Below are 15,593 nucleotides of genomic sequence, written 5' to 3'. Positions count from 1 at the left end.
AAGATGTTTCTTGAAAAAAACAGGGACCGGATAGAGAAAGACTTTGAGGATTTTTCCAGGGAACTTCCAGGAAAAGCAGAAGAAATCGAGAAAAGAATGGAAACCTTAAATGCAGATATTGTGATTGGAATGAAGTATCTGTACAGCAACATGCCTTACAGCGATGTGGGAAATTACACATTCGACACCTATCTGGATTATGTCCAGCAGGGAATCTGGCTTTGGGAAAATTCCCCTTATGTGAAGAAATACCCGGAGCTTTATTTTCTGAACTATGTGCTTTTTCATCGAACTAATGATGAAGAAATTAAACCCTGCCGTACTTATTTCTGGGAAAAAATAAAGGACCGGATCCAGGGCATGAGCATGATGGAAGCTGTGCTGGAGATCAACCACTGGTGCGCTGGCGAAGTGATGTATCAGGGAACGGATATGCGTACCGGCTCTGCTCTGGAAATCTACAGAAGCGGTGTGGGACGCTGCGGTGAGGAAGCGGTTTTTGTGGTAAATGTGCTGCGAAGTGCAGGAATCCCTGCGAGACCAGTATATGTGCCAAGATGGTCCCACTGTGACGACAACCACGCCTGGGTGGAGGTCTGGTGCGACGGCGACTGGCATTACCTGGGAGCCTGTGAGCCGGAAGCAGTTCTGGATAAGGGCTGGTTTACCAACGCTGCATCCAGAGCAATGATGATCGGTTCTAGATGGTACGACCGTGCCATGCCGGACGAAGATGTCATTGGAAAAGACGGAATGAACAGGATCATCAATCTTCTTGGCAAATATGCAAAGACCAAGCGGATCACCATCCGGGTAGAAGATCTGGAAGGAACCCCGGCTGGCGGCGCAAGGGTGCAGGCCGAGGTTATGAATTACGGGGAGTTTTCCCCAGTGGCGAAGATAAGCGCTGATGAAAACGGATGCATTTCTTTTGTTACAGGCCTTGGAAGTTTGCTGATCTGTGCAGTTTATGAGGGCACTTACGGCGAGCGGGTGATCGACACCAGAGATGGAGATGAATTTGTCTGCACCCTGGGAGAGGAATATGAGGACGAGCTGTGGGTGGATTTCGATATGATCGCCCCGGAAGATACAGGCCGGACCAAGTGGAATATTTCCAAAGAACAGGAAGAGGAAAATAACAGAAGAATTGCAGAGGAAGGCGAGCACTGCCGCCGCAAGATTGCCAAATTCCAGCCTCTGTGGAAGCGCTGCCTGTATGGACACACCATGGAAGAGGTAGAGCCGATGATGGCAGTTCTGTCTGAGAAGGACAGAAGGGATGCTTTTCCGGAGGTGCTGGAAGGCCACTATCAGGAGGCTTCTGTTTACCGGGAATTTAATCCGGACGAGATCTATATTCCTTATGTGTGGAATCCAAGAGTAGAGAACGAGGTTCTCACGAAATGGAGAAAGAAGATTCTGGGTTATTTCGATAAGAAACAGAGGGATGCCTTCGAGTCTGATCCTAAGCGGATCTGGACCTGGATCAAGGAAAATATTTCTGTTCGCAATGACAAGGAGCGTCTGACGGCTTACACCACTCCTGGTGCAGCGCTGGATCTTAAGATTGCAGGGGAGAAATCCCATAAAGTATTGTTTGTTGCCATTGCAAGAACCCTTGGAATTCCGTCCAGGCTGAATCCTACAGATGGTGCCATTGAGTACTGGGATGGCATAAAGTTCGTTCCGGTGCTGGAAGAGAGCCGCAAGGAAGCTCACCTTACTGTTCTGGCCGGGGAGAATGAGAACTGGAATTACTACCAGAACTGGACCATTTCTGTGACAGATGGAAAGGGCTATCTGACTCTTGATTTCAGCGGAAGCAAATGGGAAAACGGAAAGCTTGAGCTGGATATTATGCCTGGGGATTACCGGATTCTGACAGGAAATCGTCTGCCAAACGGAAATATTCTTGGCAAGCGGTATGACTTCCATATTGAAAAAGACGAGACCAAGAAGGTGGAGCTGGAGCTTCGGGAGTACAGCCTGGAGGAAATGCTGAATCGGCATTCTATTCCGGATTCCAGGCTTAGAAATAAAGATGGTGAGGTAGTGTTGATTTCGCAGGTGACAGGTACACCGTGCGCGGATGAAAATCTGGAACACGGCGATGGCGTCCAGCGTAAGATTCTCTTCTGGCTGGAGGAAGGCCGTGAGCCTACGGAGCATATCCTCAACGAGATTATGGATTTGAAGGAAAAATATGAAAAAATTCAGCAGAACCTTGTGTTTATTTTAAGAAATGAGGATGCACTGAAGAACGCGACTCTTTGCAGATGTCTGGAGATGCTGCCAAAGATTCAGGTATTTTTCCATGACTTCGGCAAAGATAAAGAGATGACAGCGCGCCGCATGTACGTGGATTCTGAAAAGCTGCCGCTGATGGTTGTGACGGATGGAGCGTGCCAGGGAATGTTTGCGTCTGTGGGATATTCTGTTGGTATGGCGGATATGCTGCTGCGGATTTTCCATGTGTGATTCCATTGTGCAGGCAGGATATGATGCGCACGTAAGTTGTCGGGAAGGCGGGAGAGGACGAAGATGAATCGAGACGAAATAAAATACATCGCCATGTTTACCATGCTGCTGAATCATATCGCAAATATTTTCTTAGAGCCGGGAACCCTTCTGTTTGAGATTTTTGTAGATGTGGGATATTTCACAGCCATTACTATGTGCTACTTCCTGGTGGAGGGCTATGGCTACACCAGGTCCAAAGAGAAATATGGAAAGCGTCTGTTTCTGTTTGCGGCGATTTCCGAAATCCCCTTCTGCCTGGCATTTACAGAGGAGGGAACCATCAGCTTCGTAAATATGAATATGATGTTTACCCTTTTCCTGTGCTTCCTGATCCTTGTGGTCCGGGAAAAGGTCCAGGCAGACTGGAGGCGGAATGCCTGCATAATCGTGCTTGTGGTTCTTTCCATATATAGCGACTGGGCGCTGCTGGCTCCTTTGTTTACGCTGTGGTTTGCCACCTGCGGACTGACGGATGCACAAGGCAAAATAGCAGAGGATTTCACTGCGCAGCGGCGAAAGAAGCTGTGGAAGGTGTTTGGAAACGCCATGCTGCTTTTCGGGCTGGTCAATCTGGCAGAAAACATAGAGACCATGTCGCCAGGAATGAGCATCTTGCGTTCTCTTGGCGCTGTGGCTGGAATTTTCCTTTCCGCAGTCTGCATTATTTATCTGTACAACGGACAGCAGGGGAAAAAGTACAGAACCTTTTCCAAATGGTTTTTCTACATTTTTTACCCGGCACATCTGCTGATTCTGGGACTGCTGCGGCTTGCGCAATAAAATAGAATATGCTAAAATAGAACAAGATTCGAGGGGCAAAGGAATTTGCCCCTCATTTTAACTTTTAGAGAAAGGACATATTCTATGTTTCATGTAATTCCGGGAAATTTTTTCGTCCCATTGTCCTCACCCAACCGAATTGTATACTGGGAATGTATCAGCCGGCTTTTTTCCATCATGGAACATCAGCTTTCCTTTGGAGTGGAAAGAGAGGTGCTGGCAGATGAACTGGAATTTTATTTTAACCAGGAAAACGCAGCCCAGCTGGTGGAAGAGGAATTCCAGGCATATGACAGCCGGAGCCGCGCCAACGGAATCCTGCGCCGTCTGGAATATTACGGCTGGATCGAAGTGGAGACAGACAAAAGCTATGTGCAGAGAGTGAATTTCAAAGAGTATGCAGTGAAGGTGATTAAGACGCTGCTGGACATTGCAGACGGCAAACAGATCGAGTACCAGGGCTACATTTATACCATATACAGCCTTGTGACTGGAACCATGGACAAGCCGGGAATCGTGCTGATGCAGATCTGGGAAAACACGGATCTTCTGATCACCGGCCTGAAGAATCTGAATTCCAACATCAAGCATTACATTGACGAACTGACCAAACACAGCACAGTGGCAGAGATTATGGATGCCCTGTTTAATGATTATATTACCAACATTGTAGATAAGGCCTACCACCGCCTTCTTACTTCTGACAACGTGTCAAAATTCCGGCCGGAGATCATCTCCCGACTGGAAGAGAAAAGCCATGAGGAGGCGTTTCTGGAAGAGGCGGCAAGGGAGATCGCATCTATTCGGGAAGTTTCTGTGGAAGAGGGAAGGGAGCTGATTTACCGCTATCTACATGAGATTATAGAAGCTTTCCGCGGCATGGACGATATTCTCCAGGAGATCAATCAGAAAAACACCCAGTACCAGAGAGCTGCCATAGGGCGCGCCAAGTTTCTTCTTGCAGGAAACGAGGATGTGCGAGGTCAGCTAAAAGAGATCCTTATGGGAATCAACGAAGAGATCAACCGGGAGAACATGGACCTAGGCGGCATCTACCGCATTGATTTCCTGGATGACCTGGTGCAGATCTACCAGTGCTCCATCCTGGAACAAAGTTCCCTGTATCTTGCAGTGGAAGGCAAGGGGGAATTTACTCCTGCAAGCCTGGATGAGAAAGAGCCGGACGAAGAACTGCGCCGGGAAAAAATGCGGAGGATGGCTGAGAAGATCCAGAAGGTGGTCAGCGTGGAAAAAATCCAGGACTATGTAGATCAGCAGCTTGGAAATGTGGATGAGATGAACGCCAGCCAGCTGCCCCTTGCCAATGAAGATGATTTTATTAAGCTGATCTACACCAGGCTTTACGGACAGCGGAAAAATATGGGATATACAATTGAGACAATGGAAGAACGGGAAGTGAACGGCTACCGTTTCAAAGATTTTCGGATACGGAGGAGAGAGAATGGAATATCTGGAGGGAATGCTTCAAAAAGAGAAGGATAATTTCGGCAGAGTCTGCAACCGTCTTCTGGGAACCTGCTTTTTGTGCAAAGGAAACCAGAATACCAGACCGGACTATTATTTCGTGCTGAAATACCGCAAGGAATTTAAGGAATACTTAGGGGTACTGGGCTACCGCCTGGAGATTAACGAGGAATATGGCGTGGTTCAGCTGACCAGCCCCCGGGGAATCAACCGCATGAATCTGAAGCTTTACGATTCCATTGTGCTTTTGATTCTTCGGATCCTTTATGATGAAAAGAAACGGCAGCTTTCGGCAGTGGAAGAGGTGATCGTCACCCTTGGAGACATTCAGGACCGCTTCCTCAGCTTAAATATCCGTGACAAAATAATCGACAAAACAACCATGCGAAATGCGTTGAGCCTGTTCCGCAGATACCAGATCGTGGAACTTCTGGACCGGGACCTGGGGGATGAGGAATCAAGGGTTCTGATCTATGATTCCATCCTGATGGCTGTACGCGTGGAAGACATTAAAGCTGCATTTGAGAAACTGGAAACATACAGAAAGGGAAAGAACATAAGCAATGAAGAAACTGACGAGGATGAAGCTGATTAACTGGCACAGGTTCAACAACTGTACCATAGATTTTGGAGATTCCACTCTTTTGTCCGGTGAAAACGGCGCTGGAAAATCCACTCTTCTGGATGCAATCCAGTTCGTGATCATCTGTTCCACCGGGTATTTCAACAAGGCCGCCCACGAAAACGGCAAGCGAAAGCTGACCGGCTATATCCGCTGCAAAACCGGAAAAGAGAATCAGCCTTATGAGCGCACCGGGGAGATCAGTGCCCATGTTGCGCTGGAATTTTATGAGGAAAGCAAGGATAAGTATTTCATTATCGGCGCGGTGGTAGATTCTGCTTCTGAGGGGCAGGAAACGACCGTCCGTTATCTGATGGAGAACACCAGACTTTCCGATGACCTGTTTCTTTACGGAAATCAGGTGAAATCCATTGCAGAATTCCGAGGCTCCAACATTGACATTCGCCAGTGGTGCAAGACCAATGTGGAAGCGCGAAAAATGGTCACAGCAAGGCTTGGAAGAATCGAAGACAAGTTCTTCCGTCTGATTCCGAAAGCTCTTGCATTTAAGCCTATTGATGATATCAAGGACTTTGTTTACTCCTATGTGCTGGATGAAAAAGAGGTTAATATTGAGGTTCTCCGGGAAAATGTGCGCACCTATCAGGATATGGAGCGCACCCTGGATAATGTGAAAAAGCGGATGAAAAAGCTGGAAAAGATTCAGGAACTGCATCAGCGCCTGCAGGAGCGGATGGAACGGGATCAGATGTATGAATATTTCCTGAAACGCAGTGACCTGGACCTTGTGGAAGGCAAAATAAGAAGCATAGATGCAGCCAAAAAGAACGAGGAAGTCCGTCTGGAACAGGCCAAAGTCCAGCTGGAAATGCTGCAGAAGGAACGTGCCGAGAAGCAGGAAATTGCCACCAATCTGCGGGTAGAACTGCGCCATAATCAGGAATTTGTAGCTCTTGAGGAAGAGAAAAAAGAGCTGGAAAGACAGCTGGAAAAGCGTAGAAATGCACTGCAGGATGAATCGGAACTGAAGAAAAGTGTTGCAAAGGCGGCGAAAGACAGCGAGCGGCTTCTCATGGGCGTTAAGGATGCAGGCGGTGATTCCCAGGAACTGATATCCTGCGTCCGGGAATACCGCACACAGCTGCAGAAACTGGATTCTGAGGCCAATGTAGCAGCACTGAAAAGCCTGACAGACGATGTGATCCACTGCAAGCAGAAGTATTTTGCAGGGCTTCAGGGAGAGCTTGCCAAGCTGCAGATCCAGCTGAAACAGAATCACGCAGAACGGGAAAAGCTGAACAAAAAGATCAGCAAACTGAAGCGTAAAAAGCTTACCTATCCATCAGGAGTAGAACTCCTTACAGAAACTATACAGGAAGAATTTGCCAGCCTGGGACGGGAAATCCAGCCGGGAGTTCTCTGCGAAATGCTGGAAATCCAGGATGAAGAATGGCGAAATGCAGTAGAAGGATATCTGAATACACAGCGTTTTTATGTGCTTGTGGAGCCGGAGAATTTCGACATTGCACTTGGAATCTATGACCGCCTTCGCAAGGAGAAAAAGGTCTACGGCGTGGGTCTGATCAATACCAGAGATTTGGAAAATTATGATACTGCTCCTGCAGGAACTTTGGCTTCCGTTGTAACTTCCCAGAATCAATATGCCCGCCAGTACAGCAACATGATCCTGGGAAAAGTGCAGATGTGCGAGCGTTACGAGGACCTGAAAAAGTACCCCATTTCCATTACAAAGGGCTGTATGCGCTACCAGAACCGGGTGGCAAGCGCCATCAAGCCAGAGGTATTCCGGGTGCCGTTTATCGGCAAAAATGCCTTTACCGTTCAGCTGGTTCAGGCAGAGGAGGAGTACCAGAAGATGAATGAGCTTCTGGAAAATCAGGAGAAGCAACTGGCCGGGATGAATGAAATTCTGGGACTTCTTTCCACAGACAGTGATGTGGATATCAAGTACCGCCTGGATGTGCTTCATACTCTTAGAACCGTGGACAGGGCCATTGCCAAATGCCAGGAAAACATCCAGAAGCTGAAGGAAAATTCTACATTGATTGAGAAGCAGATTCAGCTGGAAGAACTGGAAAAAGTGCTGCGTGGGCTGGATGCTTCTGTGAATTCTGATACGGAGAAAATCGGCGGAATACGAACTAGAATTCAGGATCTGATTACCAGAAAACAGGCCTTTCTGGAGAACGAGATGACAGAGAAGGGGAAGGTCTTTTCCCTGGGAGAGGCAGCTGGGGATGTCTTAAATTCCTGGAATCAGGAGTACGAGGAAGCGCTTGGAAAACGTCCGGTGGAGCAGTTCCAGAATGAGTATCTTGGCAAACGAAGAAACAACAGTGACAGGTGGGAAAAAATCAAAGACCAGATGATAAATGCCATGGTGGAATACAAGACAGAGCATGATTTCGGTGCAGCTGCCAGCCTGGAAGGTTTTTCTGAGTTTCAAGCTGTATATGACAGACTGAAAAATTCCGAGCTTTTGGATTATGAGGAGAAAGTACAGTCTGCCCGACATGCTGCGGAAACAGAGTTCCAGGAGCAGTTTCTTGCAAAGCTTCAGGAGAATATGAAGCTGGCGCAAGGGGAATTTAAGGAGCTGAACAAGGCTTTAAAGGGGATTGACTTCAGCAGTGAGCGCTATGAATTCCAGTTTATGCCAAGCAAGAAATACCGCAGCTATTATGAAATGATCATGGACGATTTCAATGTAATTCAAGGGGAATCCCTGTTTTCCGGAATGTTCCATGAGGCTCATAAGGATGTGATTGAGGAGCTGTTTGAACGGCTTTCTGTAGGCGGTGAAAACAGCACGCAGACTCTGGAGGAGTTTACGGATTACCGTACTTATATGGATTATGATATTAAGATCATACATGATGACGGCACCTATTCTTACTATTCCAAGGTATGCGAGGAAAAGAGCGGCGGTGAGACACAGACCCCGTTCTATGTGACCGTGGCAGCTTCTTTCGTACAGCTTTACAGCAACAATATTGGAGGAGAGGCGGCTGGACTGGTGCTGTTTGATGAGGCGTTCAACAACATGGATGATGAGAGAATTGGCGGCGTACTGGAATTCCTTCGCCGCCTGCCATTGCAGCTGATCATCGCGGCTCCGCCGGATAAGATTCAGTATATCGGTCCGGCTATGGATGAGATCATGCTGGTTATGACAGATCAGAAGCGGAGTTATGTGGAGGAATACCATAACGCGGTGTAAAAAAAACATTCACAATTCACAGTTGCACAGTGACAGATTACGCGTTAAAATAGATGAAAATAACGCAGAGGAGGTACCGCATATGACTACACTGGAAATTCTGGACCGTCTGCAGGGCGATGCACTGAAAGATGGAGAACTTCGCAAAAAGCTTCTGGCAACCCGTTTGGAGAAGGATCCTCTCACTGTTTTCTGCAGGCTGTGCAGAAGTCTTGGCTATGAATTGTATGAGATGGATCTGGTGTCTGCAGGAGAGGATTTCTACGCCACCATGCGCCGCAGTACCAACGGCGGAGGGGAGAATTCTCCGAAGCTGGAAGGGGAAGATGATTTCTACGAGCTGCTGATGGCAAGCCTGGAGGCAGCGGAGAAAGCGGAGTAAAGAAATGGAAGAATAGAAAAATATGGCTGAGTTGACCAAACTGCAGAAGCAGTTATTTGAATTGCAGGATTTGAAATACCGTGATTTTCACAGCAAATTAATGCCCGAAACAGACAAGGAAACGGTCATTGGAATCCGTACGCCAGTCCTTCGGAAATTTGCAAAGGAATTCGCCGGGACTTCGGAGGCAGAGGCGTTTTTGCGGCAGCTTCCTCACCGATATTATGAAGAAAATAATCTTCACATGATGCTGATCACGGGGATAAAGGACTATGAGAAATGTATGGAAGAGATTCAGAGATTTCTTCCCTGTATTGACAACTGGGCAACCTGTGATTACCCGGCACCGAAGTGCTTTGCCAGGCATAAAGATCAGGTGCTGGAGGAAGCAAAGAGATGGATTTCTTCAGGAGAAACCTATGTCATTCGTTATGGAATTGGTATGCTGATGCGCCTTTTCCTGGACGAAGATTTTTCCTCGGAATATCTTGAAATGGCGGCAGCGGTTCAATCCCAGGAGTATTATGTAAATATGATGATTGCCTGGTATTTTGCCACCGCCCTTGCCAAGCAGTGGGATGCCACGGTTCCCTATATTGAACAGCATAAATTATCAGACTGGGTACACAGAAAGACCGTTCAGAAGGCCGTGGAAAGCTACCGGATCACACCGGAACAGAAGGAATATCTGAAAGGATTTCGATAAAAAGACAATCATAAATGCCAGAGATAAAAGCATTTGCATATAGATGCAGAGTGCTTTTTCTCTGGCATATTTTTATATGATAATGCTAACAGAACTATTGGCAGCGAATTTATTACTTTTTATGGAACACAATTGCCCGGTCATACACGATTTCATAATAGGAAGCCCCTACGTTGTTCTCATCCATATATGCCCGGAAGGCCAGAAGAAGGGTATCACCATTGTCTACACCATAGAATTTTCCCTTCTCATTTCCGGTAGAATGTTCGATGATGGCGGTGTAATCATCCATCTGGGTACGGGCCATTTTGTACACATAATAATCGTCTGCATTGTCGCAGTCTTCCTCAAGATAGGAAGCCGCGCTGCCTGGGAAAAGGGAATCGTACACGCTGCATACGCCGTTGAGCATAGGGCGGGCATAGAGAACCGCGTTGGAGTATAAGGCCTTTCCGGTCTGAGTGTGATTGACTCCGTAAACAACAACGAAATCCTCATCGGAATTTAAGGTAAAATCTTTTGTCATCACATAGGCGGTATCCCGGTTGTCACCCTGTGCATTGCGGTCATTCAGGTAAGCGGTAAGTCCCTCCGGAACCGCAATATCTGTGCTGAGCTCTTCATAATCATACTCATTTGCGTAATGGGAGATGATTGCTTCCCGAATTTCATCCAGATGCTGGCTGCCATTTTTCAATTTGGAAATTTCATGTTCGCCAGTTCCGCGGGCTGTGAGAACTGCGTTTTCGTAAGGATCTGCATCCAGCTCTTTTTGCGGGGAAACACGGTAAACAACGGAGTTTGCAGAAAGACTTTCTGTGTAGCTGTCATAGGCGTCCTGATCTGTTGGCTGGGAAATGCGGCCGAGGAAACTAAAGGTGTCGGCTCCTTTTTGCAGACCCATATTATAGGTGTCTGCGGGAATCGGCATCACATTGATCATGCTTTCATCGTAGCCGGCAGCAGTCAGCTGTGCAGTTACTTTTTCGGTTACAGTCTGGTTGGCGCTGATTACAATAACCGCCTGAGAACCGTATGCGCTGTCTCCATCATGCTTGATATTTACCATATTTACAGAGTCCCCGATGGAACCGAAAATAGGGTGATACAGACCGGTTTCCTCATTTCCTGCGCTGAAAAATGCCTTTTCGTTGGTGTAATCCTTTCCCTCTTTTTGCTGGGTGAACATTACGTAATTGATGAAGGAATAGTACTTGCATTCGGGGGGAAGCTGCGTGATCAGAACGATAGCTTCGTCCTGCCCAAGCTTATACTGCCAGCCGCCCGGGGCAAAATATGGATTCGCCGGAGCATTTTCTACATTTGGATCATCATAGAGAGTGGCTGTCTCGTCCGGCCAGTTGTAGTCTGGATTTCCCTTGGCATTGTCCTGTTCCGGGGCGGCAGGAAGATTGAAGACCGTGTAGGAGGAACCTGCATTATTGCCGAAACAGCTGAGAAGACGGCCAGCGGAAGCCTCCTTTAATGTGTCCAGTTCATAGAAGGAACCTTGCTGAACATAGAAGCCTTCGTTTTCCAGAAGGGTCTGAAGCTGGCTGGCATTGTTGTCTTGTGCGGTGTCAGAATTTTCTGGGGCTTCAGTGGTCGATTCTTCGTTTGCGCTTACCAGAACCGTGCTGGAAACAAGTCCGCCTGCCAATATCGCTGCTGCAAAAATTCCCGCTGCAAATGTATTAAAAAACTGCTTTTTCTTCATAGGCTCATACTCCTTTATCAGTTAAATGTTATGTTGGAGTAAGTATAGCATGAGAAAAAGCAGTTTTTGATTTTCAGGGAATGAAATACATGCTTATGGAATAAAATGCTGCGGTGCGGATTGACAGCAGCAGATCTTACATGAAGTCATTCGCCGTATTTATGCGCGGTACGTTCATTAACGGAAGCTCTTGAGCCAGTTTACCAAGGAATCATGCCAGATGTTGTCGTAAACGGTTTTCTTCATCTGGTCGGTTACCGGGCCGTTGTTTGCCATTTTGGCAAGGATGCCAGCCTGGAGTTCTTCCACAGTCATGTCTTCCAGTGACTTGGTCCAGTCTACGGTTACTTCGGATTTCTCGGAAGCTGCCTGGGAAGTAGCTTCATTGTCGGCAGCGGCTTCTTTGTCTGCAGAAACATCGTTGGAAGCTGCGACTTCTGAAGCTGCGGGATTTACAGCGGATTCAGAGGCAGCTGGCTCAGCATCTGATTTATAGTTGGAAGCCTTTGCTTCAGTTGTAGAAGCGGCTTCTGTTTTTGCTGTATTCGCTGAACTGTTCTCGGAAGATGTCTCTGGTTTTTTCGCAGCCATGTCAACTGGCTTATACTCCGGCATGTCCCCGGCCGGAACCCAGATATTTCCGCTGTTTCCAGCAACGGTTACATTAATGCGGCCATTTTCCACGGAAACCTTTTCCCCGGTAAGTGTGCCTACATATTCAGCAGCATTTCCAGCTGGCAAATTCATGGAAGCGGCATTATCATCGTTGTTTACAGTTACGATCACGCGAACTCCATCAAGGTCACGGGCGAAAGCATACTGGCGGTTGGTCAGCATCAGTTCTGCGTAGCTTCCATAGTTAAGTGCCGGCGTATTCTGGCGAACCTTTCCAAGAGCGGCAATAAGCGCGGTGCAAGGATTTTTCTCAGTGGCATCTGCGTAGTCCGCAAGATTCAAAGCAGGCCTTAAGCTGTCATCGGAGGTTCTTTCCTTGCGGCCTTCGATTCCAAATTCAGAACCATAGTAAATGCTTGGAACGCCTGGAAGCGTATAGAGCAGTACGTGAACCGGAGCAAAATGCGCTTTGTTGGAAAGCTTGGTGTAAATACGCTCCACATCATGGTTGTCCACGAAATTGTAAAGATCCAGGTCGCCCATGTTCTGCAGATATTTCACAGTATGTGCGATCTCGAAATAGTTGTGGTCGTTGTGGCCGCTGTAAAGTGCCTTGTGCAGGGCATAGTTGGTAACGCTGTGCAGGGTGCTTCCATTTACCCAGCGGCTGTAATCGCCGTGGATTACCTCGCCCATCAGCCAGAAATCCGGTTTCACTTCTTCAGCAGTGCGGCGAAGCTGTTTCATGAAATCAAAATCCAGAACATCAGCAGCATCGAGACGAATTCCATCCACATCAAACTCAGAAACCCAGAAACGGATCACATCGCAGATATAATTCTGTACCTCCGGATTGCGCTGGTTTAATTTTACCAGAAGGTTGTATCCGCCCCAGTTCTCATAGGAAAATCCATCGTTATACTCGGTATTTCCGGAGAAATTCACGTTGCAGTACCAGTTTACATAAGGTGAGTTCTGGTGCTTTTCCTGAATATCTTTAAATGCGAAAAAATCACGTCCGGTGTGGTTAAATACACCGTCGAAGATAACTTTAATTCCTTTTTCATGACATGCTGCTACGAAATTCTTCAGATCCTCATTGTCACCCAGACGGGAGTCCAGTTTCTTATAATCTGTTGTCTCGTAACCATGTCCCACACTTTCAAATAAAGGACCTATATATAAAGCGGTGCATCCGATTTCCTTAATATGGTCGATCCAGGGAAGAAGCGTATTCAGCCTGTGAACCGGCTCCTCATACGCATTCTGCTTCGGCGCACCTGTCAAACCCAATGGATAAATGTGATAAAAAACTGCTTCGTTATACCAACTCATGTCTAACACCTCTGTCGTTTAAATAAATTTGTACGTTCAATGTCTTTTATCATAGCAGATTTTGGGAATTTATTCTATATAAAAATATGACGATAGTGTTGTTTTTGCAAGAATAACTTTGATATCCATATAGTATTTGGATTGATGATTTGCATGAAATTATTCAGATCCTGTTTGACTGGGATGGATACCACATGCATGATTTTCGAATTCCAAGTGATGATATTTTGATTGAGCAGGATACTGGAGAGGATAACTTCTGGAATTATGGAGGTTACAAAGAAAATAAGCCGCTATTAAAAAAATAACCTCTAAAATGCAAAAAGATATCTATCGTAGAATTAAGAAATTCTCCGAGAATATGGAGGCAATGCTGCGGGTATACGGTATGCTGGAATTAGAGGACGCATACAAAATTTACTGTACATTGTATGACAAAAATCAGGACAAAACAGAGTTCTACAGATATGTTTACTGGTATGGCAGCTTTAACTGTATTTTTAAAACTGCTTATACAGGTGATGGAAGATGTTTTTCTTTTATAGAAGATATTGATTCGCAGAAAGTAATTGCCATGCAGGAAAAATATGCAGCAGATATGGACTATGCTTCATTTTCCATAGAAGATATTCGTTTACTTTCGGAAAACCTGGCAAATAGAACAGAATGGATTGATATTTTGTTTTCAAAGCTACGTTATCAGGTAAACATACCGCTGGAAGCAGCCGAGAGATGTCTGATATCTACTGTAATCGGTATAATGAACGGAACTACTTTAGAGGAAGCTTTTGAGGCTATATCAGAATGGAGCAATGGGAAATCTGACATTGCGGCAAATGCAGAAGTCTGGATGGCAATTTCTGGAATTATGCTGGAACTGGAATTGCCTATGCTAAAAGGAAGAAGCCGGACAGAATATGCAAGAGAAAAAAATATGTCGCCCTGGAGCGTGGATATGGTATCAAATCATGCGGCAGTATTTTCCGATAAAAAACTGCACATGTATGAATTCCCAAAAAGTGTTCAGGAATGGATGTATAATGCCTGTGAATTTGGAGAATCCCATGAGATACAAAGGCTTTTCAACTTAAAAAAACAGGAAAATGTATGCTCAGAAGAATTCATATATTTGCTTTGCGATACATGTATTACATTTGGAAAAGAGGCAGAAGTAGAAGCTTTGCTGAAAGAACTGGAAAACAGTTCAAGTTTTGGAAGAACAGCGGCAGATAAACTCAGAGATCGATTACAGGGACGGTATGACGCATTCGATGAGGAATATGATGACGAGTTTGACGAGAAAAATATGTTCCCTTGGATAAACGCAAAACCTCAGGTTCCATTCATCCGTGAAAGTCCCAAAATAGGAAGAAATGATCCTTGCCCTTGCGGCTCTGGAAAGAAGTATAAGAAATGTTGCGGGAAATAATAGACGATTACGAAGGGGACAGAATGCTATGAAAAATAAAAAATGGAAAAAATTTCAGCTGCTGACAGAAGAATGCTACAACAATATGATTGGTTTCGGCGAGAATAATGACTGTTGGAAGCTATATTCATCGCAGGTCGTCGCAACACTTCGCCGAGCTAACTGTCAACTGCGACTAAACATCTCAGGAGAGCCTTCACGATTAAGCCGTAGTTAGCAGTTAGTTCACCGGAGCGTTGCACCGACCTGCGTGGAATAACAGGTGTTCAGAGGCGTCCGCCTTGATTCACTAAATTACGTTAACGCAGCTCATTTGCTTTCATATTATAGAAACACCTCTGCATACACTGTAAAAACAACGTCTTCGGAGGCGTTTCTTTTGAAAGAATATATTGAAGAACGGGCAGTGGAAATTGGGAACTATATTATTGAGACGAAGGCAACAGTGAGACAAACAGCGAAAAAGTTTGGGGTTAGTAAGAGCACGGTACATAAAGACGTAACAAGCAGGCTTGTGAGCCTGAATCCAGCGCTTGCCAGGCAGGCACGGGAGGTGTTGGATGTGAATAAGTCGGAGCGGCATATTCGTGGCGGGCTTGCGACCAGGGAAAAGTATTTGCACCAGCATAAAGAATTAGAATAAAGAAAAGAAGATATGGCAGGCGTGGTGACGCGCCTGCCATATCTATAACCTGCACAAAAAAATATGTAATTATTTGTAAAAAGTGCTTGACTTCTCCTTGCGGCAGTGGTATATTAAACAAGCTGTCGCAAGGAATTGCTTCTGAAATACTGAA

General features: G+C 46.1%; 11 protein-coding genes and 1 pseudogene. 10 read left to right on the top strand and 2 right to left on the bottom strand.

What is annotated here, in order from left to right:
- The first annotated feature begins 3 nt into the window (after nucleotides 1-3).
- The 7 genes from OCV70_RS10980 to OCV70_RS10950 all read left to right on the top strand — a co-directional run bounded on the left by OCV70_RS10980 (nucleotide 4) and on the right by OCV70_RS10950 (nucleotide 9,700).
- The gene (locus OCV70_RS10980) at nucleotides 4-2,481 is read left to right on the top strand and encodes a transglutaminase family protein (protein ID WP_021925243.1); all 2,478 of its coding nucleotides are present in this window, start codon (nucleotides 4-6) and stop codon (nucleotides 2,479-2,481) included.
- A gap of 63 nt (nucleotides 2,482-2,544) precedes the next feature.
- Nucleotides 2,545-3,303, top strand: coding sequence for a TraX family protein (locus OCV70_RS10975; protein WP_173767016.1), 759 nt, complete (start codon nucleotides 2,545-2,547; stop codon nucleotides 3,301-3,303).
- Between the two features lie 84 nt (nucleotides 3,304-3,387).
- Nucleotides 3,388-4,806, top strand: a complete 1,419-nt coding sequence (locus tag OCV70_RS10970) for a Wadjet anti-phage system protein JetA family protein (RefSeq protein WP_173767014.1) — start codon at nucleotides 3,388-3,390, stop codon at nucleotides 4,804-4,806.
- On the top strand, nucleotides 4,766-5,383 hold the full coding sequence (locus tag OCV70_RS10965; protein WP_021925240.1) for a DUF4194 domain-containing protein: 618 nt from the start codon (nucleotides 4,766-4,768) through the stop codon (nucleotides 5,381-5,383). Before OCV70_RS10970 ends, OCV70_RS10965 begins: the two co-directional genes overlap by 41 nt.
- Nucleotides 5,352-8,612 carry an ATP-binding protein gene (locus OCV70_RS10960; RefSeq protein ID WP_262579694.1) on the top strand — a complete coding sequence of 1,087 codons (3,261 nt, stop codon included), beginning with the start codon at nucleotides 5,352-5,354 and terminating at the stop codon, nucleotides 8,610-8,612. The genes OCV70_RS10965 and OCV70_RS10960 overlap by 32 nt, the downstream gene beginning before the upstream one ends.
- Before the next feature lie 82 nt (nucleotides 8,613-8,694).
- A complete protein-coding gene (locus OCV70_RS10955; RefSeq protein ID WP_021925238.1) occupies nucleotides 8,695-8,994 on the top strand; it encodes a hypothetical protein in 300 nt (99 codons plus the stop codon).
- Nucleotides 8,995-9,016: 22 nt separating this feature from the next.
- Nucleotides 9,017-9,700, top strand: coding sequence for a DNA alkylation repair protein (locus OCV70_RS10950; RefSeq protein WP_021925237.1), 684 nt, complete (start codon nucleotides 9,017-9,019; stop codon nucleotides 9,698-9,700).
- 112 nt (nucleotides 9,701-9,812) lie between these two features.
- On the opposite strand, the gene OCV70_RS10945 is transcribed toward OCV70_RS10950, so the two are convergent.
- A complete protein-coding gene (locus tag OCV70_RS10945) occupies nucleotides 9,813-11,417 on the bottom strand; it encodes a hypothetical protein (RefSeq protein WP_173767010.1) in 1,605 nt (534 codons plus the stop codon).
- 177 nt (nucleotides 11,418-11,594) lie between these two features.
- Nucleotides 11,595-13,367, bottom strand: a complete 1,773-nt coding sequence (locus OCV70_RS10940; RefSeq protein WP_173767008.1) for an alpha-amylase family glycosyl hydrolase — start codon at nucleotides 13,365-13,367, stop codon at nucleotides 11,595-11,597.
- Between the two features lie 134 nt (nucleotides 13,368-13,501).
- On the opposite strand from OCV70_RS10940, the gene OCV70_RS10935 reads away from it, so the two are divergent.
- The 3 genes and pseudogenes from OCV70_RS10935 to spoIIID all read left to right on the top strand — a co-directional run bounded on the left by OCV70_RS10935 (nucleotide 13,502) and on the right by spoIIID (nucleotide 15,439).
- Nucleotides 13,502-13,675, top strand: coding sequence for an IS1096 element passenger TnpR family protein (locus OCV70_RS10935; RefSeq protein ID WP_117849352.1), 174 nt, complete (start codon nucleotides 13,502-13,504; stop codon nucleotides 13,673-13,675).
- Between the two features lie 1,037 nt (nucleotides 13,676-14,712).
- Nucleotides 14,713-14,796 (top strand): annotated as a pseudogene (locus OCV70_RS19785) (SEC-C metal-binding domain-containing protein); the annotation flags it as partial.
- A gap of 379 nt (nucleotides 14,797-15,175) precedes the next feature.
- Nucleotides 15,176-15,439 carry a sporulation transcriptional regulator SpoIIID gene (gene spoIIID, locus OCV70_RS10925; RefSeq protein ID WP_173767004.1) on the top strand — a complete coding sequence of 88 codons (264 nt, stop codon included), beginning with the start codon at nucleotides 15,176-15,178 and terminating at the stop codon, nucleotides 15,437-15,439.
- The last annotated feature ends 154 nt before the right edge of the window (nucleotides 15,440-15,593 follow it).

The organism is Blautia acetigignens, from assembly GCF_025566865.1.
Lineage (GTDB): Bacteria > Bacillota > Clostridia > Lachnospirales > Lachnospiraceae > Blautia_A > Blautia_A acetigignens.
This window is presented reverse-complemented; position numbering and strand designations above follow the sequence as displayed.